The sequence below is a fragment of the Paraburkholderia sp. A1RI-2L genome (assembly GCF_048957375.1).
GTDB lineage: Bacteria > Pseudomonadota > Gammaproteobacteria > Burkholderiales > Burkholderiaceae > Paraburkholderia.
On sequence record NZ_JARBTA010000001.1, the window covers coordinates 1,832,399 to 1,856,260 of the forward strand.

A 23,862-nucleotide genomic window follows, 5' to 3' on the forward strand; every position below is an offset into this window, starting at 1 on the left:
GCTGCCAGAAAAGACATCGTCAGTAGACGATTTCGATGGAACTGCCCGCGAACTCGCCGCGCAGCGCCGCAATGAGTTCGTCGGTGGGCTTCACGCGCCAGGCGTCGCCCAGACGCACTTCGCCTTGCGCGCGTTCGTTGCTATAGACGATCTGCACCGCGAGGCCGTTCGGAATGGCCACGTGCTCGCGCTCGCGACCCCGGCCTCCACCATAACCTCCGCCGCCGTCGCGTCCGCCACGCCCGCGCGTTTCCACCACCGGCGCGGGCAGCGAATCATCGGGCTTCGCGCGATGCGCTTCGAGCACCGAGCGCAGCGCGAGCGCATTGGCATTGCCGTTCATCTGCACCTTCACGGCCTGCGCGTAGCGGCTGCGGGCGCGCTCCAGATCCATCACAGTGTCCACCGTGAAGCGGATGCCGCCCGTGAACGCGTCGTTGCGCGCCCCGCCCTGCACGACCAGCAGTTCGTCTTCCTTGAAGAGCGCCTTGTGTGCCTCATACTGCTCGTTGAACACCGTCACTTCGCACTGGCCGGTGCCGTCGTCGAGCAGCGCGATCAGCATCTTGCCGCGCTGGGTCATCTGCGTGCGCAGCGAGGCGATCACGCCCGCGACGAGCTTGTCGCGCCCTTCCTTGAGATCGCCGATCTTCTGGCGCACGAAGCGGCGCACTTCGTCCTTGTAGGCATCGAACAGGTGCCCGGACAGATAGAAGCCGAGCGCGCCCTTCTCTTCCTGCAGCCTGCGCTTGTCGCCCCAGGCGGGTTCGTCCACGAGTTCGTGCGCGGCCAGCGGCGCGTCGCCCATGTCGAAGAGACCCGCCTGCATGGCGTTGGCGCTCGCCTGGTCGGCGGCCTCCATCGCCATCGGCACCGACGCGAGCAGTTGCGCGCGATTCGCGTGGATCGAATCGAACGCGCCCGCGCGGATCATCGCCTCGATCGTGCGGCGATTCACGAGGCGGCGGTCGATGCGCTCGCAGAAGTCGAACAGGTCCTTGAAGAGCCCGCCTTCTTTGCGCGCGCGCAGGACTTCTTCGATGGCGTTCTGGCCGCTGCCCTTGATCGCCCCAAGGCCATAACGGATGGTGCGCGAGCGCTTGCCTTCGGCCACATGAGCATCGGCCACGGGCTCGAAGCGATACGCCGACGCGTTCACGTCCGGCGGCAGCACTTTCAAACCGTTGGTGGCGCAGTCCTCGAACAGGATCTTCACCTTGTCGGTGTCGTCCATGGCGAGCGACATGTTGGCCGCCATGAATTCGGCCGGATGGTGCGCCTTGAGCCACGCCGTGTGATAGGCGAGCAGCGCATAGGCGGCCGCGTGCGACTTGTTGAAGCCGTAGCCCGCGAACTTCTCCATCAAGTCGAAGGTCTCGTCGGCCTTCTCGCGCGTGAGACCGTTCTTCGCCGCGCCCTCCGCAAAGATCTCGCGGTGCTTGGCCATCTCCTCGGGCTTCTTCTTGCCCATCGCGCGGCGCAAAAGGTCAGCGCCGCCAAGCGAGTAGCCGCCGATGATCTGCGCCATCTGCATCACCTGCTCCTGGTAGACCATGATGCCGTAGGTCTCTTTCAGAACCGGTTCGACGCGCGGATCGGGATACTCCACCACTTCACGGCCGTGCTTGCGCGCGCAGAAGCTCGGGATCAGGTCCATCGGGCCCGGACGATACAAGGCCACGAGCGCGATGATGTCCTCGAAGCGGTCGGGCTGCGCGTCCTTCAACATGCCCTGCATGCCGCGGCTTTCCAGCTGGAACACGGCAACCGTGTTGGCCTTCTTGAGGATCTGGAAGGAAGCGGGATCGTCTAGCGGCACCTGCGCGAGCGACCAGTCTTTCTTCGACGGATCCAGCATGCGGATATAACGCTCGGCCCAGTCGAGAATCGTGAGCGTGGTGAGGCCCAGAAAGTCGAACTTCACGAGGCCGACGGCTTCCACGTCGTCCTTGTCGTACTGGCTCACGACGCCGCTTTCGTCGCCCTGGGTGTAGAGGGGGCAGAAGTCTGTGAGCTTGCCGGGCGCGATCAGCACGCCGCCCGCGTGCATGCCCACGTTACGCGTGAGACCTTCCACGAGCTGCGCGAGGTCGAGCAGCTGGTGCACTTCGTCTTCGTTGTCGTAGCGCTCTTGCAGCAGCGGCTCTTCCTTCATCGCATCGGCGATGGTGACGTGCTTGCCCGGCTTGAACGGAATCAGCTTGGCCACGCCGTCCGTGAAGTTATAGCCGAGGTCGAGCACGCGGCCGATGTCGCGCACCGCGGCCTTCGCGGCCATGGTGCCGAAGGTGGCGATCTGCGAGACGGCGTCCGCGCCGTACTTCTCCTTCACGTACTGAATGACGCGGTCGCGCCCGTGCTGGCAGAAGTCGATGTCGAAGTCGGGCATCGAGACGCGTTCCGGATTCAGGAAGCGCTCGAACAGCAGGTTGTAGCGCAGCGGATCCAGATCGGTAATGCCGAGCGCGTAAGCCACCAGCGAGCCTGCGCCCGAGCCCCGGCCCGGTCCCACCGGCACGCCGTTGTTCTTGGCCCAGTTGATGAAGTCCGCGACGATCAGGAAGTAGCCCGGGAAGCCCATCTTGATGATGGTCCCGCACTCGAATTCGAGGCGCTCGTTATAGCGTGCGCGCTCGTTCTCGCGCTCGGCTTCATCGGGATAAAGCTGCACGAGGCGTCTTTCGAGCCCCTCTTTCGAGAGCTGCACGAGATAGTCGTCGAGCGACATGCCGTCGGGCGTCGGGAAGAGCGGCAGCTTCGGCTTGCCGAGCTCGAGCGTGAGGTTGCAGCGCCGCGCGATTTCGATGGTGTTCGCAATGGCCGAGGGAATGTCCGCGAACAGCGCGACCATTTCGTCCTGGGTGCGAAACCGCTGCTCGGTCGTGAAGCGCTTCTGGCGGCGCGGATTCGCGAGAATGTCGCCCTCCGAGATGCATACGCGCGCTTCGTGCGCCGTGTATTCCTCGTCGGTCATGAACTGCATCGGATGCGTGGCCACCACTGGCAGCTTCAGTTCCGCCGCAATCGCCACAGCCTGCTCGATGTACTGTTCGGCGCCCGGCTGGCCGCAGCGCTGCAACTCGATGTAATAGCCGTTCGGGAACAGTTTCGCCCAGCGCTGCGCATGACGCTTCGCGCTTTCGACGTTGCCCGCCGCGAGTGCGAGCCCCACGTCGCCCTGCTGCGCGCCCGAGATCGCGAGCAGCCCTTCGCCCAGCCCGCTTTCGAGCCACGCGACATCGACTTCCGCGCGCCCACGATATTGATTCGTGAGCCATGCCTTGGATAGCAGTTCGCAGAGATTGAGATAACCGCGTTTGTCCTTCACGAGCAGAAGCAGACGCGAAGGTTTGTCGCGGTCGTCCGGATTCATGATCCAGACATCGCAGCCGGCAATGGGTTTGACCCCTTTGCCACGGGCTTCCGTGTAGAAACGAACGAGGCCGAATGCGTTGCCGAGGTCGGTGAGCGCGAGCGCGCCCTGGCCGTCCTTGGCCGCCGCCTTGACGAGGTCGTCGAGGCGCACGATGCCGTCGGCAATCGAGAATTCGGAGTGGACGCGGAGATGGACGAAGCGGGGATCTGACATGGGCGTGATTGTACCTCCACGGCCACGCGATTTTTGCCGTGGCCTGCGTGCCCGACCATTCGGATAAGGCCCAGCGCGGCATCGGACACGCGCAAGGCTTGCGGGGAGCGAGGCAATGCGCTGCAGGCGCTGCACGGCCCGGTTGAGGGATAATAGCGGATTACGCCCGCCGCGCCGCGGGCCCATCGGATTCAGGTTTTCAAGTTGGCCATGCGTATTCTCAATCTCTCCGCCTACCAGTTCGCGACACTCGACAAGACCGCCGAATGGCGTCCGCTCGTGCTCGAACGCTGCAAGTCGCTCGATTTGCGGGGCACCATCCTGCTCGCGCCGGAAGGCATCAATCTGTTCGTCGCGGGCGACGAAGGCAACGTGCGCGCCTTCATGGACTACATCAACCACGATCCGCTGTTCGAGGGCAAATTCGCGACCCTGCAGTTCAAGGAAAGCTTCTCGGAAACGCGCCCCTTCAACCGCATGCTGGTGCGCCTGAAGCGCGAGATCATCACCATGAAGAAGCCCGCGATCCGCCCCGAGGAAGGCCGCGCGCCATCGGTCGCGCCGGTCGTGCTCAAGACGTGGCTCGACCGCGGCTTCGACGACGAAGGCCGCCCGGTCGTCATGCTCGACACGCGCAACGCGTTCGAGGTGGACCTCGGCACGTTCGACCAGGCGCTCGACTACCGCATCGCCAAGTTCAGCGAATTCCCGGGCTTGATCGAGGCCAACCGCGCCGATCTCCAAGGCAAGACCGTGGTGTCGTTCTGCACGGGCGGAATCCGCTGCGAAAAGGCCGCGATCCACATGAAGGAAGTGGGGATCGAGCACGTGTATCAGCTCGAAGGCGGCATTCTCAAGTATTTCGAGGAAGTGGGCGGCGCGCACTACAACGGCGACTGCTTCGTATTCGATCAGCGCACCGCGCTCAACCCGCAGCTCGAAGCGACCGATACCGTGCAATGCTTTGCGTGCCGCGCGGTGGTTACGCCCGCCGGGCAGGCGTCGCCGCTTTACGTCGCGGGCAAGAGCTGCCCGGCGTGCCATCCGGAGCGCGCGGAGCCTGTTCAAGCGGCCGCCGCCACCACGCCGGCACACGCTGCGTGATGTGTGCGTGATGTGTGCGTGAGGCGCGCGTGAGCGCACCGGCTCAAACGCATCAGGGGTATCGCGGGCGCTTCGCGCCCTCGCCTACCGGACCGCTGCATTTCGGCTCGCTCGTCTCGGCGCTCGCGAGTTGGCTCGACGCGCGCGCGCATGACGGCGCGTGGCTCGTGCGCGTGGAGGACATCGACGGCCCGCGCACGGTCCCCGGCGCCGCCGAAGATATTCTCGCGACGCTGGAGCGCTTCGGCTTTCACGCCGACGAGCCGCCGCAATGGCAAAGCCAGCGCCTCGATCTTTACCGCGCGGCGCTCGACCGGTTGATTGCGGCGGGCCATGTGTATCCGTGCGGCTGCACGCGCAAGGAAATCGCCGATTCGCAACTGCACGCGCACCGGCGCAATACCACGCTGATCTATCCCGGCACCTGCCGCGCGGGACTGCACGGCAAGCCCGCGCGCGCGTGGCGTCTGCGCGTGCCGGACGACACGCCCGGGGCCGGGAGCAATCCCGCGCTGATCCGCTTCGACGACCGCTGGCAAGGACCGCAGGCGCAGGATCTGGCGACCGAAGTCGGCGACTTCGTGCTGTTGCGCGCGGACGGCCAGTGGGCGTATCAACTCGCCGTGGTGGTCGACGACGCCGCGCAGAACATCACCCATGTCGTGCGCGGCGCGGACCTGCTCGACTCCACGGCGCGCCAGATCTGGCTCCAGCGGTGCCTCGCCGTGCCCACGCCCGTGTATCTGCACGTGCCCGTCGTTACCAACGAGGAAGGCGAAAAGCTCTCGAAGCAGACCGGCGCGCAAGCGCTCGACGCCGAGCGGCCGCTCGTGGCGCTGCTCGCCGCCGCGCGCCATCTCGGGCTCGAACTGCGCGCCCCCGCGCCCGCGACGCTCGAAGCCTTTCAGGCCGATGCGATCGACGCATGGGGGCGCCGCCTCGCGCAATTAGCGGCCCGATGAAATGAGCGCATAGCCACACGATTGCAGGCAGAAATGCAAAAGCGGCGTGCCGGTCGAAACCGGCACGCCGCTTTTTTTCATCGCGCGAAGCAGAAGCCTCGCCAGGACATCAGCTTCAGGACGACGAAGACGAGGTCGGCTTGTTGCGCCACGACGAACCCAGCCCACCGAGCAGCGCCGCGAGCGGCTGCTTCTGCTTTTGCGACGCGGCGGCGGCCGGCGCGGGCTTGTCTTCGGCCGCGCTGCGCGCGCTCGGCGACGGCTCGTACGGCTTCAGGAAGAAGTCGTCGACGGGCTGCGCCGGACGGTGGTGATGCGGCCGCTCGTACGCACCGGCGCGGCGATGGCCGACGCGCTCCCCGCGTCCTTCGCGGCCTTCATGACTGTCGCGCTCGCGACGCCGGCTGCCGCCTTCGTGATGCGCAACCGGCGTGTCGACCACGAGACGCTCGACCGTCAGCGGCCGCTTGATCAGCTTTTCGATATCGGCGAGCTGCTTCTTCTCGCTCGGGCTGCACAGCGAGAGCGCGTCGCCCGAGGCGCCCGCGCGGCCCGTGCGGCCAATGCGGTGCACGTAGTCTTCGGCGTTAAAGGGCAGGTCGAAGTTGATCACGGCCGGCAATTCGGCGATGTCGAGGCCGCGCGCGGCCACGTCGGTCGCCACCAGCGCCTCGATCTCGCCGCGCTTGAACGCGTCGAGCGCCTGCATGCGCTCGTTTTGCGAGCGGTCGCCGTGAATCGCCGCGGCCACGATGCCCTGCTTCTCGATCTGGCGCGCAAGACGGCTCGCGCCGATCTTGCTGTTGCAGAACACGATCACCTGTTTCAGGCCGCGCTCGCGTATCAGCTGCACGACCGCGCCGGTTTTGTCGCCTTCGGCCACTTCGTAGACGACCTGCGTGACGTTGGTGGCCGTCGAGTTGCTGCGCGCGACCTCGATGGTCTGCGGCGTGCGCAGATAGGTGGCGGCGAGCTTCTTGATCTCTCCCGAGAAGGTCGCCGAGAACAGCAGCGTCTGGCGCTCCTTCGGCAGCAGATTCAGGATGCGCTGGAGGTCCGGCAGGAAGCCCATGTCGAGCATGCGGTCGGCTTCGTCGAGCACCAGCATCTGCACCTGGCCCAGATTCGTGGTCTTCTGCTGCACGTGGTCGAGCAGGCGGCCCGGCGTCGCAATCAGGATTTCCACACCGCGGCGCAGTTCATCCGATTGCGGATTCATGTCGACGCCGCCGAACACCACCGCACTGCGCAGCGCCGTGTGCTGCGCGTAGGTGCGCACGTTGTTGGCGACCTGGTCGGCCAGCTCGCGCGTGGGCGTGAGGATCAGCGCGCGCACCGGGTGGCGCGCGGGCGAGGCGCTCGTGCTTGCCAGCGGCAGCAGACGCTGAATGATCGGCAGCGAAAAACTCGCGGTCTTGCCGGTGCCGGTCTGCGCGGCGCCCATCACGTCGCGGCCCGTGAGGACCACGGGAATCGCCTGCGCCTGAATGGGCGTGGGCGTCGTGTAGCCCTGCTCCTTGATCGCCTTGAGGATCTCGGGTGCGAGGCCGAACTGATCGAAGGTCTCGGTGCTGGGCTTGACGGCTGTGTCGGACATGGTGGCTTCGCTATAAAGGCGCTATGCGCGCGAGGCGCGACGCGCCTCAAATATTCACTGCAGGGTACTGCCGGATTGCTTCGAAAAGTGCGGGCAAACTGGGCGAGCGTTACTGAGTTACGGCGCTGCGGGGCCGCAGCGGCTTTTTCCGCCTGGCTGCCGGCCGCAGCGGCCGCGTTGGCCGTCCAGCGGACGGCTCGCGGAAAATGCCGGCAGATTCGCGCGGGAACGCCGTCGAGTCAACTCATCGCGGTGTGCAGGGAGCGCCGGCTGCACGGCCGCGCTCGACCCGCTCGTTCCCTTGTTGCCAGCCGGTGCGCCCGGCTGTTTCAGTCGATGTCGTAACGCCTGGGCGTCTGCCTCGTCCCGGCGCTCGCGGGCGCGGCAGTCTGCCTCGTCGCCGGCCAGAACCCGCCACGAGAGCAGGCGCAATTCGGCGAAAGGCCGGTATTGTAACACCTTGGCATAAATCCCTATGGCTGGGCAGTCCGGCTTCTGCACGCCGCGCACCGGAACGGCGCGGGCGCAAAGCGCCGGGGGCCTTAGCGCATGATCGTGGCGCAACCGGAAACGAGGGGCTTGGGACTGGCTTCGGACATGTCGTCGTAGAGGTCGGCGCCGGGGCCCTTGGTCCACCAGGTATAGCGGTCGGCGACGTATTTCACGCCCGACGCGGCAATCACGCCGACAAACAGCAGCGTGCGGCCCGCAACGGGAACGAGCGCGAAGCTCTGCCCGTTGGAGCCGTTGATGTAGGTCACCTTGAAGGTCTTGCCGTCCGCGCAGGTATAGCGATAGGTGTGGCGAGACTGGGTCTGGATCTCGCGCACGTCGAGCGAGGCGGCTTGCGCGGCAGTTGCCGCAAGGCTCGCGCCGGCGCCGAGGACGGCGAACGCGAGCACGCCCGCAGCAAATCGGCGCGGCATGCGTAGACGGGCGGCAAGACGAAGGGCGGCGTCGCATCCGCGGATCATGGCGTGTTCTCCCGATACCCGGTTGGACCGGCGCGCTGCGCCGGCGTGGTGATTGGCCGTGTTGCGCCGCTGCACGGGCTTCACGGGTCAGGGGTCGATCACGTCGGCGCAGGCGTCGGTGGGCGCGGCAGCGAGGCCGCAGCCCGAGAGCGCGAAAGCGCACACCACCATCAGCCCACGCGGCCACCACAACGCGATCGACTTCTTCATTCCCAATTTCCTGCAATGGCTTGACACGATAACCCGGCGCATCGCGCCGCGCCCCGTGCATGCCTGGCCATGCACAGCGGCAGCGCGGACCGAGCGGAAAGAACAGCGATTATCCGGCGCTACGACGGCAGCACGAATGCGCCCGATCAACACGGCCTCAAGTCATGCGCCGCCACGCCAGCGCCCGTTACGACGCGCTTCCCGGCACCGGGCGCACCGCCGAGGCCGCCGCGCGTGCGCGCGAACGTGCTTCGTCGATATCGACGCCCGTCGCGAGCGCGACGCCCATGCGGCGCTTCGCGAAGCTCTCGGGCTTGCCGAACAGGCGCAGGTCCGCACCCGGCACGGCCAGCGCTTCTGTCACGCCTTCGAAGGCAATGCCGCGCGCATCCATGCCCCCGTAAATCACCGCCGATGCGCCCGGCCCGCGCGCCGTCGTATCGACGGGCAGCCCGAGAATCGCGCGCGCATGCAGTTCGAACTCGGAGAAGCGTTGCGACGCGAGCGTGACGAGCCCCGTGTCGTGCGGACGCGGGCTCACTTCCGAGAACCAGACGTCATCGCCGCGCACGAACAGCTCGACGCCAAAGAGGCCGCGGCCGCCCAGCGCCTCGGTCACCTTGTGCGCAACCTCGCGCGAGCGTTCGAGCGCCTTCGGGCTCATCGGCTGCGGCTGCCACGACTCCACATAGTCGCCGTCGACCTGGCGGTGGCCGATCGGATCGCAGAAGTACGTCTGCACGGCGCCGCTCGCCGGATCGGTCGCGCGCACGGTGAGCTGCGTGATTTCGTATTCGAAGTCGATAAAGCCCTCGACGATCACGCGGCCGTGATTCACGCGTCCGCCCGCGAGCGCGTATTGCCAGGCACGCTCGACATCGGCATCGCTCTTGAGCACCGACTGCCCCTTGCCCGAGGACGACATCACTGGCTTCACCACGCACGGGTAGCCGACCCTGACAATGCCGGCCTTCAGTTCGTCGAGCGAATCCGCGAATGCGTAAGGCGAGGTCGGCAGGCCCAGTTCCTCTGCGGCGAGACGCCGGATGCCTTCGCGGTTCATGGTGAGCTGCGCGGCGCGCGCGGTGGGGATCACCACGGCTGCGCCTTCGGCCTCGACGGCCGCCAGCGCATCGGTGGCGATGGCCTCGATCTCGGGCACCACGAGGTGCGGCCGCTCGGCGTCGATGAGCGCGCGCAGCGCCTTGGGATCGGCCATGTCGATGACGTGAGCGCGATGCGCGACCTGATGGCCGGGCGCGTTTTCGTAGCGGTCGACGGCGATCACTTCGACGCCGAGGCGTTGCAGCGCGATGATCACTTCCTTGCCGAGTTCGCCGGCGCCGAGCAGCATGACTCGGGTGGCGGAAGCGGAAAGCGGCGTGCCGATGCGAGTGCCGGTCTGCATGATGTCTCCAGGATGAGAGTGAGGCGGCGCGTGATTCGCGCGCTTCAAAGGAATGCGAATGCGAGGGAGCGCCGATGTTAACACCCCGTGCCCGGTCTCGCGCCACCCGTGCGTGAATTGAGCGGGCATTGCGCGAGAAATAGGTCCCACGCAGGTCCCACGCGCCTCGATCGAGCGCGTGAGGCAGGCTTTTGCAGATCTCCAGCGAGCCTTTGCGCTCGCATGCGGCCCCTTGGTGCGTTACGCTTACGCCTTCGCCAGTTATAAGGAACGATGCGATGCCCCACCGCTCGAGCACACGCCCCGCCGCACGCAAGATTGCGCGCCTGCTCGCCTCGCGTGCGTCATACACCGCGCCGTTCGCGGCCGCCGCTGCGGCTGCGCTCCTGCTTGCCGCCTGCAAGCTGCCGGTTCACCAGGACACGTCCGTACCGCCGCCCGACCCGTTCAATCCCGCCACGACTCAATTGCTCGACAACACGCATTGGCAACTCGTCGAATGGAAACGCGCCGACGGCACGCAGCGCGCGGTGCCCGCAGTGCCGAGCGCATCCACCGACAGCGGCGCCCCTGATGTTCGAGCCGCGCGGCCCATCACGCTCGATCTCTCGACCGGCAGCGGCCAGCGCCGTGCGAGCGGCTTCTCGGGCTGCAATCGCTACATGGGCAGCTACTCGCTCAAGAACGGGCTGCTCTCGTTTGGCCAGCTCGCGGGCACGCGCATGGCGTGCATCGGCACGGGCGGCGAAATCGAAGGCCCGTATCTCGACGCACTCGCGCACATCCAGCGTTCGGGCGTGCAAATGCGCGAACCGCAAGCACTTCTGGTCGTGCTCGAAAATGGCGACCGCCTGACCTTCGCCCAAGCGGGTGGGCCCGCTGCGGCCGGTGCGCCCGCAAGCGCGCCGTCCGCAGCGTCCGCCTCCGCCGCCATGCCCGCGAAGCAGGGCAAGTGAGGCACCGCGCCATCCGGCAGCCGCGCCCGCTTGCGGCGCAGCTCTTTTTGGCGCACCGTCTCGCACCTTGCGCGCGGCACACTGGTCCACAGTCTTCTTCCTGCTAAGTACCGCACGGTTTCCGGCGTGGTTTCCCGCAGCGGCCCGCCCTGCTTATAGCCCTGCGCGCCGGGCTTGCAGCACGCTCGCCAGGCGCCTGAGCGGCCACCCCGGTTGCGGCGCGGCAACGCGCATTGCGGTGCGCAGGGGCCTGGCGGTTACACTCGATACGTTGCACATCTTTTAAGCGTTGATCTCTGGCATGCACACGGTAGTCCCTGGCTGGTTCGGCTTATCCGCCATCTGGTTCGTCCCTCTGATCTGGCGTCTCGTGAAGTCGGTGCTGCCTGGCGGCGCGGGCTTGCGCGGCCCTGGCACGATCCGGCTTTGGCTCGGCTTTGTCTGCGTGTTGCTGGCAAGCTGCGCGCTCGAAGCCACGCTCCTGAACATCGACGGCTTCGATGCGCTCGGGCATGCGCTCGCGGGCGGGCTCGGCAAGCTGATCGGGCGTATCGCCGCGCCGCTCGCGATGGCGGCGCTGCTGTTCGTGAGCCTGCCCTGGCTCATCGATTTCCGCTGGCGCGACTTCTTCGCCTGGGCCGACGTCTCGCTCGGCCTCGGGCTCAACATCCGTCCGTCGAACAAAGAAGACGACGATGAACGCCGCAGCCGCCGCGCGTCCAGACAGGACGCCGCGCAGCCGCACGGCGCGGCGCGCTCGCGCTCGGGCTCGGGCTCGGGCTCGGGCTCGGGCTCGGGCTCGGGCTCGCATGGCATGAGCGGCCTGGGCGGCCTCGGCAAGCTGGCTAGCGGCCTTGGCAGCGGCCTGGGGCTCGGGGGCAGGACGGCTTCGGGCGCGAGGCCGGCGCAGGGCATCGGTGCCAGCAGCGCAAGCGGCACGCCTGGTGCAGGCGGCTTTGCCGAACCGCTCGATGGAGCACGCCGCAAACGTCCAACCGTATGGCGTCCGCAGATGCCGGGCAAACGCGCGGCGAGCGCCGCCGGCGTGGCAAGTGCGGCGGCAAGTGCGGCGGCGGGCGCGACGGCTCGGGACGCGGATGGCGCATTCGCGGTGAATGGCGGGACGCGTAGCAGCGCCTCGCCGTGGCGTACAGAACCGGATTTCGCGTCGCCTGAGCCAAGCCCCGCCGCCGCATGGGCGCGCTCCGAACCGACCGCCCCGGCTGGCTGGCTACGCGAGGGTCAACCGATCGATGCGCGCCGCAGCCCGGCAGCGGGCGCGAACGGTGTACCGTCCACTACCCCACCAGCCGGCTTCCCCCCCGACTCGCGCCGCCAGGCATTGGCCGACATCGGCGGCGCACCGTTCGGCGGGGCTCCGGCAGGTGGCGCGGCGCTTGCCGGCGCAGAAGGCAGCACGACGACGCGGCGCACGGCTCGGATCCCCCCGGCTGCCCCCATTGCCGCCCCGCTCTCCTCCGCGATGTCGCCGCCGATTTCACCCATGAGCGCGCCGGGCATGCGCCAGGCGGCAGCCGCCGCCACACTCGCATCGACGGCCGCAGTCACGCCGCGCGGCTTGTCCGCGCCGCGCGATCCGCTGGTTTCGCCGTTTGCGCAACCGGCCCCGGCACGCCGTAGCGCGCCGCCGCCCGTCGCGGGCAGCACCGCCGCGCGTGCAGCGGCCGCAGCCACGCCACAAGCACGCCAGCAGAAACCGCAGCGTCCGTTCGTCTGGCCGGCCAAGGGCGCATCCAACCCGGCACAGCGCGCGCCCGACGCGTCATTCAGCACCCGGTTCGGTGCGCCCGCAACGACGCCGCTCGCGGGCACCGCCACGCCGGCCTACTCCCGCCCGGCGCAGGGCACGGCATCCGCGCCGCAAGCGCCCCTCTCGACCGGCGTGCTCGAAACGCTGCGCTCGATCGAGGAAAACGCCGCGCGCTGGACGACGCTCGCGGGCGCGAGCCTCGCGCGCCGCAACACGATCGACCAGGCTACAACGCAAACGGAATTGCGCGCGAACGCCGATGCCGCCGCTGACCTGCCGGCCAGCGACGCGAGCCTCGCCACGGCAGCGCCGCTTGTCGAATCGCAGATCGCTCCGCTGCCCGAGGCGGCAGCGCTCGATAGCGCGGCTCCCGCAGATGCGGCGAACGAACCGCCTCCGCTGGCTTGCGCAGCCCCTCTGGCGCATGCGCCGGCCGAACTCGCCCAAACGCCCGCGAGCGTGCGCCGCGACGCGTCGCCGGCTCCCGCGCAACCGGAACAAACCGCTGAATCCGGCCTGGCGTCCGCTGCATCGACCGCCGCGATGCCGTCGGTCACCCCCCCCGCTGCCGAATCGGTCGCGCCGTGGACTGACGCCGACGATGCCCCGAACCCGCGCCACCCGAGCGCTCTCCCCGCGTTCCTCATCGATGCGCAAGAGGAAGACGTGCTGCCAGAGCCTGCAGCGCCCGCTGCAACGGCAACGCCGCCCGCACAGCCGCTCGCAACTTCGCCCGTCCACTGGCCGACCTTCGACAACGGCATGCCGTGGGTCATGCTCGACGACGAACCGGAAGCCGCCGAACCAGCCGCCGAACCAGCCGACGCAGCGCCTGGCCAGGCCGCTTCGGCGCCCGAGCCCACGGCTCAAGCCGCGAGCCTTGCGCCGTCGGAGAACGTTGCCCAGACAATCCGCGCCGCGCTGCCGCCTGCCACGCCGCTCCCGCATCACGATGCCGTCGACGAGACGAGCGAGCCGCCGCAGCCTGAAGCAACGCTGGACGTAACGCCCGATGTACCGGAACCGCAAAGCGCCGAAAACGTCGTCCAATTCCCGCGCGTTGCGACGGTAGCGCTGCACGCCGTGCCGTCCACGCCGGCAAGCCATGACGCGATCGCAGAGACATCGCCTGTGAACGCCGTGCAACCGGACGACACGCCAGCCGGCCACGACGCCTCGCTGCCCGCGCACCAGGCCCGCGCTTTTGCACCGGCACCCGCCGTTGAAGTGCCTTCGTTTCTGGCTCGGGTACCCGATACTGCATCCAGCACGATGCCCGACGCAACGCCGGGCGCCATGGCCACGACGCCCATTGCGCCGGCGAGTTTCGCGCCCTGCTCGCCCGTGGCGGCCCGTGCTCTGCCCACGCCGGCCCCGTTCGCTGCCGCGCCTGCCACGCCCGCGGAACCCAAGCCCGAGGCCCCTGCGCAGCCGGCTCCGCCCGCGCAGCCCGCAATCACCGCGACGCCGCCATTTGCATCGATCGGCTCCGCAAGCGCGCCCGCCGTCGCCGCTATTCAGGCATCAGCGGCAGCGCCGTTCGTTGCCCCGGCAGTCGAAGCCACGCAGCAAACCGCCGCGCACGAGGCCCCTGCGCCACTGTCGCCCGCCCCGGTTGCAACAGGCGGCTACGCCAGCATGACACCGCCGTGGGCGCAGGCAACCGCAACCGCGCTCGACCACGGCAACGGCGCGCCCGCTATACCGCCCGAAGTCCAGCCCGAAGTCCAGCCCGACGTCCAGCAAGCCCCCGCGCCGCGCCAGCCCGTGCGCGGCCACGCGCCGACCTCGTTCGAGTTCCAGCCGCTCAGCGCATCGGCGGTCGAGTTGCCCGGCATCGAACTGCTCGAGCGCGCCTCGTCCGAAATCGAGCCCGTCTCCGAGCAAAAGCTCGCCGAAACGAGCCAGCTGATCGAGCAGCGCCTGCAGGAATTCAAGGTGCCCGTGACCGTAGTGGGCGCGTCGGCGGGCCCGGTCATCACGCGCTTCGAAGTCGAGCCCGCGCTCGGCGTGCGCGGCAGCCAGATCGTCGGCCTCATGAAGGATCTTTCGCGCGGTCTCGGCCTCACGTCGATCCGCGTGGTCGAGACCATCCCCGGCAAGACCTGCATGGGGCTCGAACTGCCCAACGCGCGCCGCCAGATGATCCGCCTCTCGGAGATTCTCGAATCGGCGCCGTACCACCGCTCGCAGTCGAAGCTCACGATCGCGATGGGCAAGGACATCGTCGGCCACCCGATCGTCACCGACCTCGCCAAGGCGCCGCACATGCTCGTCGCGGGCACGACCGGCTCGGGCAAGTCGGTGGCGATCAACGCGATGATCCTCTCGCTGCTCTACAAGGCCACGCCCGAGGACGTGCGGCTCATCATGATCGACCCGAAGATGCTGGAACTTTCGGTGTACGAAGGCATTCCGCATCTGCTCGCGCCCGTGGTCACCGACATGAAGCTCGCCGCCAACGCGCTGAACTGGTGCGTGGGCGAGATGGAGAAGCGCTACCGGCTGATGTCGGCGGTGGGCGTGCGCAATCTCGCGGGCTTCAACCAGAAAATTCGCGACGCCGAAGCGCACGAGAAGAAGATCGGCAATCCGTTCTCGCTCACGCCCGAGGCGCCCGAGCCGCTCTCGCCGCTGCCGATGATCGTGGTGGTGATCGACGAGCTCGCCGACCTCATGATGGTCGCGGGCAAGAAGATCGAAGAGCTGATCGCGCGTCTCGCCCAAAAGGCGCGCGCTGCGGGCATTCATCTGATCCTCGCGACGCAGCGCCCTTCCGTGGACGTCATCACCGGTCTCATCAAGGCGAACATTCCGACGCGCGTGGCGTTCCAGGTCTCGTCGAAGATCGACTCGCGCACGATTCTCGACCAGATGGGTGCCGAGTCGCTGCTCGGCCAGGGCGACATGCTGTTCCTGCCGCCGGGCACGGGCTACCCGCAGCGCGTGCACGGCGCGTTCGTCGCCGACGAGGAAGTGCACGCCGTGGTCGAGTATCTGAAGCAGTTCGGCGAGCCCGAGTATGTCGAAGGCATCCTCGACGGCCCCGCCGGCGAAGGCGCGCCGCAGGATCTGTTCGGCGAATCGCCCGATGCGGAAGCCGATCCGCTCTACGACGAAGCGGTCGCATTCGTCGTGCGCACGCGGCGCGCGTCGATTTCCTCGGTGCAGCGGCAGTTGCGCATCGGCTACAACCGCGCCGCGCGCCTCGTCGAGCAGATGGAAGCGGCGGGCCTCGTCTCGCCGATGGGCATCAACGGCAGCCGCGAAGTGCTCGTTCCAGGAGGCCAGGCCGAGTAAGCCTCGCGATGCGTGCCGTGAGGCACGAACGCCTGAACGCAAAGCGCCGCGCCGGAGCGATACAGCGCGGCGCTTTGCTTTTTACGGCGCGACGAACTTGAAGTCGACGGGCGAGCCGATGTCGATGCGCTTCGGATTCGGCTCGAGCAGGCCCGTTTCCTGATTGCGGCGGAACACCCATGCCGTATCGCTGTTCTGATTGCCGACGATGAGCCACTGGCCGCTCGGATCGATCGCGAACTCGCGCGGCGCCTTGCCGAGGCTCGATTGACGGCCCACGCGCCTGAGCTTGCCCGTGTGGGCGTCGACGGCGAAGATCGAAATGTCGTTGGCGTCGCCGCGATTCGAGACGTACAGGAACTTGCCGTCCGGCGACAGATGCAGCGCCGCCGCACCCACCGCGCCCTTGAAAGCCGGCTCCGTCAGCTTTTCGACCTGTTCTAGCGTCAGGCGACCGTCGTGGTAAGCGAACACGCTCACCGTGGCGGCCAGTTCACTCGTGAGGTAGGCGAAGCGTCCGTCGTTGCCGAAGACGAGGTGGCGCGGTCCCGTGCCGGCCTTCACGTCGGTGTAGCGCCACTCGGCCGGGCTCACGAGACCGCGGCTGCCGTCCGGCATGTAGCGGTAGGTCCAGAGCTTGTCGGTGCCGAGATCCTGGGTGAAGAGATAGCGCCCGTCCGGCGAGAACACCGTGGAATGCACGTGCGCGCTGTCCTGACGCCCTTTCACCGGACCGCTGCCCTCGTGATGCACGGTGAGCACCGAGGCCCCGAGCTTGCCGTCCTGCTCAATGGGCAGCACCGCGAAACTGCCGCCGGGGTCCGCCGCCACCGAATAGTTGGCGACGAGGAGATAGCGCCCATCGGGTGAAAGGCTCAGATAGCATGGGTCGTTGCCTTGCGCGGACACCTTGTCGAGGAACGTAAGCTGGCCGCTCGCGGCGTCGAAGCCGAATGCGCTCACGTCGCCGCGCTGGGTCGCCGGGCCATTGTCGCCGGGCAGCTCGTTCACCGCGTAGACGAAGCGCTTGTCCTTGCTGACCACGAGATACGACGGATTCACCGTCTTCGCGACGCTCACCTGCCGGGCGTCGCCGGTTTTCGAGTCGAAGCGATAGACGTAGAGCCCCTCGCTCTTGCCGCCGGTATAGGTGCCGACGATCAAGTCATACACGCCATTGGCTGCCGTATCGGCTGATGCGCCCGCGCTGGTCTGAGCGAACGCCTGGGTGGCGGCGACTGAAGCCATGATGACGATACCCTTGATGATCTGATGAATGAGCGCGCGCCTTTTCGCGTGCGGCGCATAGTTACGATGGCGGCGATCGAGCCGGCGTGCGGGCACGGCGATTGCTGCGTCATGGACCTGAAACATGTCGACCTCCATTTTTCTTGTCGAAGCGCGAGCGCATCGGCGGCGTGAGGATTCGCGGCCCAGTATAGGAGAGCTTGCGCCAGGCTGGCCGCTGGCCGCCAGGCCAGGCCCGCTCTGCCCAGGGAGGAACCAGTCAATGAACATCCATCTTGCGATCGGCCCGCTCGTCTCGCTCATCGCCGGCATTCTGATTCTCGTTGCGCCGCGCCTGCTCAATTACATCGTTGCGCTTTATCTCATCATCATCGGGCTGGTCGGGCTCTTCGGCACCGGCGGCCACTTCGGGCATTTTTGATGCAGGCGTGCATGGCATGCAGCAAAACGCGTTGCGCGAGTCCCCCCGCACCCACTAATCTTGTGCGTGCATCTGCCGTTTCCGCTCCAGGCGCAACGCTGTCAATCTGCTTACCATGCCCGCACTCATCGAAGACTATGCAATGATCGGCGACGGCCACACGGCCGCGCTCGTGTCCCGCGAGGGCTCCATCGACTGGCTCTGCTGGCCGCGCTTCGATTCCGGCGCGTGCTTCGCGGCGCTGCTCGGCACCGAGAACAACGGCCGCTGGCTGATCGCGCCGGTCCCGCCGGCCGACGGCTCCCAGGCCACGATCAAAACCACGCGCCGTTACCGCGGCGAGACGCTGATCCTCGAAACCGATTTCGAAACGCCCGAGGGCGCCGTCACGCTCATCGATTTCATGCCGCCCGGCAATGGCTGGAGCGAACTCGTGCGGCTCGTGGTGGGCCGGCGCGGCACCGTGCGCATGCACTGCGAACTCGTGCTGCGCTTCGACTACGGTTTTTCGGTGCCCTGGGTGAGCCGCCTCGCTTACGAGAGCGGCATCAAGGCGACGGTCGGCCCCGACACCGTCGTGCTGCGCACGCCCGTCGACCTGCAAGGTGAGAACATGCGCACCGTCGCCGAATTCGATGTGAGCGAAGGCGAGCGCGTGCCGTTCTCGATGGCCTACGCGGCCTCGCATCTGCGCCTGCCGCCGCCGCGCGACCCCTTCACGGCGCTCGCGCGCACCGAGAACTTCTGGGAGGAATGGTCGGCGCGCAGCACCGTCGAAGGCCGCTGGGCCGAGCCGATCCGCCGCTCGCTCATCACGCTCAAGGCGCTCGCGTTCGAGCCCACCGGCGGCATCGTCGCCGCGCCCACCACCTCGCTGCCCGAGCAGCTGGGCGGCACGCGCAACTGGGACTACCGCTACTGCTGGCTGCGCGACGCCACCATCACGCTGCTCGCGATGATGCGCGGCGGCTACTACGACGAAGCGCGCGCCTGGCGCGCATGGCTCGGCCGCGTGATGGCGGGCTCGCCCTCGCAGTTGCAGATCATGTACGGCATTGCCGGCGAGCGCCGCCTGCCCGAGTTCGAGCTCGACTGGCTGCCCGGCTACGAAGGCGCGAAGCCGGTGCGCGTGGGCAACAACGCAGTCGGGCAGTTGCAGCTCGACGTTTATGGCGAAGTCATGAACGCGCTGCACCTCGCGCGCGTGGTCGGCCTGCAGGCCGACGAAACCGCGTGGTCGATCCAGTGCACGATGCTCGAGCACCTCGAAAAAGTCTGGACCGAGCCCGATGAAGGCATCTGGGAAACCCGCGGCGGGCGTCAGCACTTCACGTTCTCGAAGGTCATGGCGTGGGTGGCGTTCGACCGCTGCATCCGCTCGGCCGAGAAGTTCGAGCTGCCCGGCCCGCTCGATCACTGGCGCACGCTGCGCGACACCATTCACGCGACCATCTGCGAGCGCAGCTTCAATCCCTCGCTCAATTCGTTCACGCAGATCTACGGCGGCACCGACCTCGACGCGAGCCTGCTGCTGATGCCGCTGGTGAGCTTTTTGCCGGCCTCGGACCCGCGCATCGCGGGCACGGTCGCGGCCATCGAGCGCGACCTGATGGTGGAAGGTTTCGTGATGCGCTACCGCACCACCGACTTCAACGACGGCCTGCCGCCCGGCGAGGGTACCTTCCTCGCCTGCAGCTTCTGGATGGTGGACAACCTCGCGCTCCAGGGCCGCGTAGACGACGCGCGCAAGATGTACGAGCGTCTGCTTGCGCTCGCCAACGACGTGGGACTGCTCGCCGAGGAGTACGACCCGGGGGCGGGCCGGCTTGTGGGGAATTTTCCACAAGCGTTTTCTCATGTGGCCCTCGTTCATACGGGGCTGAATTTGATGCGCCACGAGCAGGACATGGCCCGGGCGACCGGGCATCCGGCCGTTGCCGGGCCTCCGCCGATCGATCCGGATCTCGCGACGGCGGCGAACGAGGCATCGTAAAAGTACGAAATCGATGCCAAACAGGTACGCAAGCGCACGAAAACCCCCATGCGCCTGCGCCAAGTGCGCTACACTTGGGAATTGGGTTGCTGCATTGCACAACGATCCGGAAGCCGCCAGGCACGGGAGGTCCGAGCCTGGCGCCGGGATCCGCATCTGCTTGCGGCAAACCGTACGCCGCGCCGTTCAGGCGGCAGGCTGCAAAGCCGATAAACAGGCTAACCGACCAACTACAGGCCGCGTTCCGTGCCGCGCGGGCGCGAACCGTCCCCGATGCTGGAGCACCCATGCTCTACCAAATCCGTGAATTTCAACGCGCCCTGCTGAGCCCGCTTACTGCGTGGGCGCAGGCCGCCTCCAAGTCGTTCTCGAATCCGGCGAGCCCGTTCTCGCTCGTGCCGGGCGCCACCCGCCTCGCGGCGGGCTACGAGCTGCTCTATCGCCTCGGCAAGGACTACGAGAAGCCCGAATTCGACATCCGCCAGATCGAGAAAGACGGCTTCAACATTCCGATCGTCGAGCAAACCATCATCGAAAAGCCGTTCTGCCGGCTGCTGCGCTTCAAGCGCTTCGCCGACGATACGACCGCCGTCGCGGCGCTCAAGGACGAGCCCGCAGTGCTCGTGTGCGCGCCGCTCTCGGGCCACCACTCGACGCTCCTGCGCGACACCGTGCGCACGCTGCTGCAGGACCACAAGGTCTACATCACCGACTGGATCGACGCGCGCATGGTCCCGCTCGAAGCCGGCCCGTTCCATCTGGACGACTACATCGCCTACATCCAGGAATTCATCCGCCATATCGGCGCGAGGAACCTGCACGTGCTTTCGGTGTGCCAGCCCACGGTGCCGGTGCTCGCGGCCATCTCGCTGATGGCGAGCCGCGGCGAGGCCACCCCGCTCACCATGACGATGATGGGCGGCCCGATCGACGCGCGCCGCAGCCCCACGACGGTCAACTCGCTCGCCACCGAGCACTCGATGGAATGGTTCGCGAACAACGTGATTCACACGGTGCCCGCCAACTATCCGGGCGAAGGGCGCGCGGTCTATCCGGGCTTCCTGCAGCATGCAGGCTTCGTCGCGATGAATCCGGGCCGCCACACCACCGCGCACTGGGACTTCTACAAGAGCCTGCTGCGCGGCGACGAAGAGGATGCCGAAGCACATCGCCGTTTCTATGACGAATACAACGCGGTGCTCGACATGGCCGCCGAGTACTACCTCGAAACCATCCGCACGGTGTTCCAGGAGTTCAGCCTCGCCGAAGGCACGTGGGACGTCGCGGGCGAGCGCGTGAAGCCGCAGGACATTCGCGAGACCGCGCTCTTCACGATCGAAGGCGAACTCGACGACATCTCGGGCTCGGGCCAGACGCACGCCGCGCACGACCTGTGCACGGGCATCGCGGAGCAGCACAAGCATCGCCTGACCGCGGAAAAGTGCGGCCACTACGGCATCTTCTCGGGCCGCCGCTGGCGCACCATCATCTATCCGCAATTGCGCGACTTCATCCGCGTGCACCAGCGCGCGAAGAAGACCGCGAAGGAAAGCGCCGTGGCGTGAGTCGCCTGAGAGGGCGCACGCGCAGCACGCAACGCCCAACCCCGCGCCTGGTTCGCACCGGGCGCGGGGTTTTTCATTTGCGCATCAAGAACGCAAGCAGCATCTCGGTGTTGAGCTGGATGATCTCGGCGCGCTCGGCGGCGGTGCTGAAGTCGCGCCCGAGCGTGGCGTTGAGCGTGTAGCGGTTGGACACGATGTAGTAGCCCATGCCCGAGAGCGTCACGTAAAGACGCAGCGGATCGACGTTCGCGCGAAACAGCCCCGCGGCCTCGCCGCGCGCGAGGATCGCGCCGAGCGTCGCGATGATCGGCGAGATCATCTCGTGTATGCGCGTGGACTTCTGCATGTAGCGCGCCTCGTGGAGGTTCTCGTTGTTTATGAGCCGCAGAAGGTCGGGATGGTCGCGGTAGTAATCCCACACGAAATGCGCGAGCCGCGTGATCGCCTCGACCGGTGCGAGCCCGGCCAGATCGAGCGCGCGTTCGGCCTCGTTCAGCGCGCCGAATGCATGCTCCAGCACGGCAGTGAACAACTGCTCCTTGCTGCCGAAGTAGTAGTACAGCATGCGCTCGTTGGTTTCCGCGCGGCGCGCGATCTGGTCGACGCGGGCTCCGAACAGGCCGCCATTCGCAAACTCTTCCGCAGCAGCAAGCAGGATGCGGCGGCGCGTGCCTTCAGGATCTCTTTTGATTTTCGTCTGATTCATGGTGGCAGGATCGCTCGATAGGCGCGGCTTTCCACGTTGCGCTGCCGGGCCTCTCCAAACCCATCGTGCGGCAGCGTGCATGGAGCGCGCCGGGTTAATGAACCTACACCCTTCGCTTCTCGATTTTTCTTTGTTTGCAGTCGTCTTGACCCCTCGCCCGACGCTGCAGATGTGACGCCGTCCTGCGGACTCGATCCAATGCCATGCGCCGATGATGCAAGCGCTGCGAGAACATTCGAATTAAGCGCTTTGATTATGGCACATGGCCCGCCGATGGCAATGCGGGAAATCGGCGATAATGCGGGCTTTGGCGCGGGGCGAGCAGCCCCTGGGCGTGCAAGCCCGAGGCGTGCGCTCGCGCAGCCACGCCGCCGCCGGCCAAGCAATCGCAACCGTGAACGATTCCAAGACACTCGCAGATCGCATCGAAGATCTGCTGCCCCAGACGCAATGCACCAAGTGCGGCTACGACGGCTGCCGGCCCTATGCCGAAGCCGTCGCCGTCGGCGCCGCGAGCTACAACCAGTGCCCGCCCGGCGGCGCCGAGGGCGTCGCGCGCCTCGCGAAGCTGCTCGGCAAGCCGGTCATTCCGATCAACCCCGTGAACGGCGCCGAGCGGCCGCGCCCGGTGGCCTTCATCGACGAGCAACTGTGCATCGGCTGCACGCTGTGCATGCAGGCATGCCCGGTCGATGCGATCGTCGGCGCGCCCAAGCAGATGCACACCATCGTCAAGGATCAATGCACGGGCTGCGACCTGTGCGTCGCCCCCTGCCCCGTGGACTGCATCGCGATGATTCCGGTAACCGGCGACGCAACGGGCTGGGACGCGTGGACCCAGCAACAAGCCGATGCAGCACGCGTGCGCCACGACCGCCGCCAGGCCCGGCTCGCCGCCGAGCGTCATGCCGCGGAAGCGCGCGCTGCCGCGCGGCGCGCAGCGGTGGCGCCCGCCGAAGCGGCTTCCGATGCGTCCGGCGCTTCGGCCGCGTCAGCCTCGCCGGCTGCGGCCTCGCCCGCCGACGACGCCGAAGCAAAGAAAAAAGCCATCATCCAGGCCGCGCTCGAACGCGCGCGGCGCAAGAAACTGGAGCTCGCCGAACGCGGCGTCGGCCCGCGCAACACCGAGCACGTGAGCGCCGACGTGCAGGCGCAAATCGACGCCGCCGAGGCCCGCCGCCGGCGTCTCGGCATCGCCGCCGACGCGGGCTCGGCCGACAGCAAGGCCGAGGGCGCAGCCACGCCCGAACAGCCCGCGCCGGACGCCGATCAGAACGACAAGCCCGCATGAACGCCACCAAGCGCCGCGCCATCTACGAGACGCTCCAGAGCATCAACCCAAACCCGACGACCGAGCTGGAGTTCACGACGCCCTTCGAACTCCTGATCGCCGTGATGCTCTCGGCGCAGGCCACCGACGTTTCGGTGAACAAGGCCATGCGCAAGATGTTTCCGGTGGCCAATACGCCGCAAGCGGTGCTCGCGCTGGGCGAGGAAGGCGTCGCCGATTACATCAAGACGATCGGCCTCTATCGCACCAAGGCGAAGAACGTCATCGCCACCTGCAAGATCCTGATCGAGCAGCACGGCGGCGAGGTTCCGCAAACGCGCGAAGCGCTCGAAGCGCTGCCGGGCGTCGGGCGCAAGACCGCGAACGTGGTGCTCAACACGGCGTTCGGCCATCCGACCATCGCCGTGGACACACATATCTTCCGCGTCGCCAACCGCACCGGCCTCGCGCCCGGCAAGGACGTCAAGGCCGTGGAAACCGCCCTGGAGAAGTTCACGCCGGCCGAGTTCCGTCAGGACGCCCATCACTGGCTGATCCTGCACGGCCGCTACGTGTGCAAGGCGCGCCGCCCGGAGTGCTGGCATTGCGTGATCGAGCCGCTGTGCGAGTTCAAGCCGAAGACGCCGCCCCCCGAACTCTGACGAACCGGCCCGGCGTAGCGACGCCCGGCGTAACGACGCCCGGCGTAAAATCGAGGCCTGAGCCACCGCATCACATGGAATCAGGCTCCGACCACCCCGCCCTCACCACTGCACGATCCAGCACCC

The 23,862-nt window shown here is 67.4% G+C and carries 16 protein-coding genes; 9 read left to right on the plus strand and 7 right to left on the minus strand.

The genetic code is table 11. The features are described 5' to 3' along the window. Positions 1-19 precede the first annotated feature (19 nt). Positions 20-3,598, minus strand: a complete 3,579-nt coding sequence (dnaE, locus tag PWP93_RS08515; RefSeq protein WP_421045044.1) for a DNA polymerase III subunit alpha — start codon at positions 3,596-3,598, stop codon at positions 20-22. Positions 3,599-3,799: 201 nt separating this feature from the next. Here dnaE and PWP93_RS08520 point away from each other — a divergent pair, with 201 nt between their 5' ends. Both PWP93_RS08520 and gluQRS read left to right on the plus strand, forming a co-directional pair. Beyond that, entirely contained in the window at positions 3,800-4,693 is an 894-nt protein-coding gene (locus PWP93_RS08520) for a sulfurtransferase (protein ID WP_421044134.1), read from the plus strand. Between the two features lie 29 nt (positions 4,694-4,722). Next, a complete protein-coding gene (gene gluQRS, locus PWP93_RS08525; RefSeq protein WP_421044135.1) occupies positions 4,723-5,655 on the plus strand; it encodes a tRNA glutamyl-Q(34) synthetase GluQRS in 933 nt (310 codons plus the stop codon). Between the two features lie 115 nt (positions 5,656-5,770). On the opposite strand, the gene PWP93_RS08530 is transcribed toward gluQRS, so the two are convergent. From PWP93_RS08530 to purT, 4 genes are all read right to left on the minus strand, one after another. After that, positions 5,771-7,252: a DEAD/DEAH box helicase gene (locus tag PWP93_RS08530; protein ID WP_421044136.1), complete on the minus strand. Its 1,482-nt coding sequence runs from the start codon at positions 7,250-7,252 to the stop codon at positions 5,771-5,773. Between the two features lie 542 nt (positions 7,253-7,794). Beyond that, entirely contained in the window at positions 7,795-8,178 is a 384-nt protein-coding gene (locus PWP93_RS08535) for an MliC family protein (protein WP_421045045.1), read from the minus strand. Positions 8,179-8,313: 135 nt separating this feature from the next. Next, positions 8,314-8,436 (minus strand): hypothetical protein, encoded by a 123-nt coding sequence (locus PWP93_RS08540; RefSeq protein ID WP_421044137.1) that lies wholly within the window; start codon positions 8,434-8,436, stop codon positions 8,314-8,316. A gap of 187 nt (positions 8,437-8,623) precedes the next feature. Next, positions 8,624-9,844, minus strand: a complete 1,221-nt coding sequence (gene purT / locus PWP93_RS08545) for a formate-dependent phosphoribosylglycinamide formyltransferase (RefSeq protein WP_421044138.1) — start codon at positions 9,842-9,844, stop codon at positions 8,624-8,626. Between the two features lie 278 nt (positions 9,845-10,122). Here purT and PWP93_RS08550 point away from each other — a divergent pair, with 278 nt between their 5' ends. Both PWP93_RS08550 and PWP93_RS08555 read left to right on the plus strand, forming a co-directional pair. Continuing rightward, a complete protein-coding gene (locus PWP93_RS08550) occupies positions 10,123-10,800 on the plus strand; it encodes an META domain-containing protein (RefSeq protein ID WP_421044139.1) in 678 nt (225 codons plus the stop codon). Between the two features lie 301 nt (positions 10,801-11,101). Continuing rightward, entirely contained in the window at positions 11,102-15,871 is a 4,770-nt protein-coding gene (locus PWP93_RS08555) for a DNA translocase FtsK (protein ID WP_421044140.1), read from the plus strand. A gap of 81 nt (positions 15,872-15,952) precedes the next feature. Here the strand turns inward: PWP93_RS08555 and PWP93_RS08560 are convergent, their stop codons facing one another. Continuing rightward, positions 15,953-17,245: a lactonase family protein gene (locus tag PWP93_RS08560; RefSeq protein WP_421044141.1), complete on the minus strand. Its 1,293-nt coding sequence runs from the start codon at positions 17,243-17,245 to the stop codon at positions 15,953-15,955. A gap of 136 nt (positions 17,246-17,381) precedes the next feature. Here PWP93_RS08560 and PWP93_RS08565 point away from each other — a divergent pair, with 136 nt between their 5' ends. The 3 genes from PWP93_RS08565 (at position 17,382) to PWP93_RS08575 (ending at position 21,098) form a co-directional block, all read left to right on the plus strand. Further along, positions 17,382-17,540, plus strand: a complete 159-nt coding sequence (locus tag PWP93_RS08565) for a DUF3096 domain-containing protein (RefSeq protein WP_421023493.1) — start codon at positions 17,382-17,384, stop codon at positions 17,538-17,540. A 115-nt stretch (positions 17,541-17,655) separates the two neighbouring features. Continuing rightward, positions 17,656-19,533 carry a glycoside hydrolase family 15 protein gene (locus tag PWP93_RS08570; RefSeq protein WP_421044142.1) on the plus strand — a complete coding sequence of 626 codons (1,878 nt, stop codon included), beginning with the start codon at positions 17,656-17,658 and terminating at the stop codon, positions 19,531-19,533. Between the two features lie 287 nt (positions 19,534-19,820). Beyond that, a complete protein-coding gene (locus tag PWP93_RS08575) occupies positions 19,821-21,098 on the plus strand; it encodes a polyhydroxyalkanoate depolymerase (protein WP_421044143.1) in 1,278 nt (425 codons plus the stop codon). 73 nt (positions 21,099-21,171) lie between these two features. On the opposite strand, the gene PWP93_RS08580 is transcribed toward PWP93_RS08575, so the two are convergent. Next, complete coding sequence (locus tag PWP93_RS08580; RefSeq protein ID WP_421044144.1) at positions 21,172-21,804, minus strand: TetR/AcrR family transcriptional regulator; 633 nt, start codon at positions 21,802-21,804, stop codon at positions 21,172-21,174. A 298-nt stretch (positions 21,805-22,102) separates the two neighbouring features. Between PWP93_RS08580 and rsxB the strand changes: the two genes are divergently transcribed. Further along, positions 22,103-23,095, plus strand: a complete 993-nt coding sequence (gene rsxB / locus PWP93_RS08585) for an electron transport complex subunit RsxB (protein WP_421044145.1) — start codon at positions 22,103-22,105, stop codon at positions 23,093-23,095. Beyond that, a complete protein-coding gene (gene nth, locus PWP93_RS08590; RefSeq protein WP_421044146.1) occupies positions 23,092-23,736 on the plus strand; it encodes an endonuclease III in 645 nt (214 codons plus the stop codon). The genes rsxB and nth overlap by 4 nt, the downstream gene beginning before the upstream one ends. Positions 23,737-23,862 lie beyond the last annotated feature (126 nt).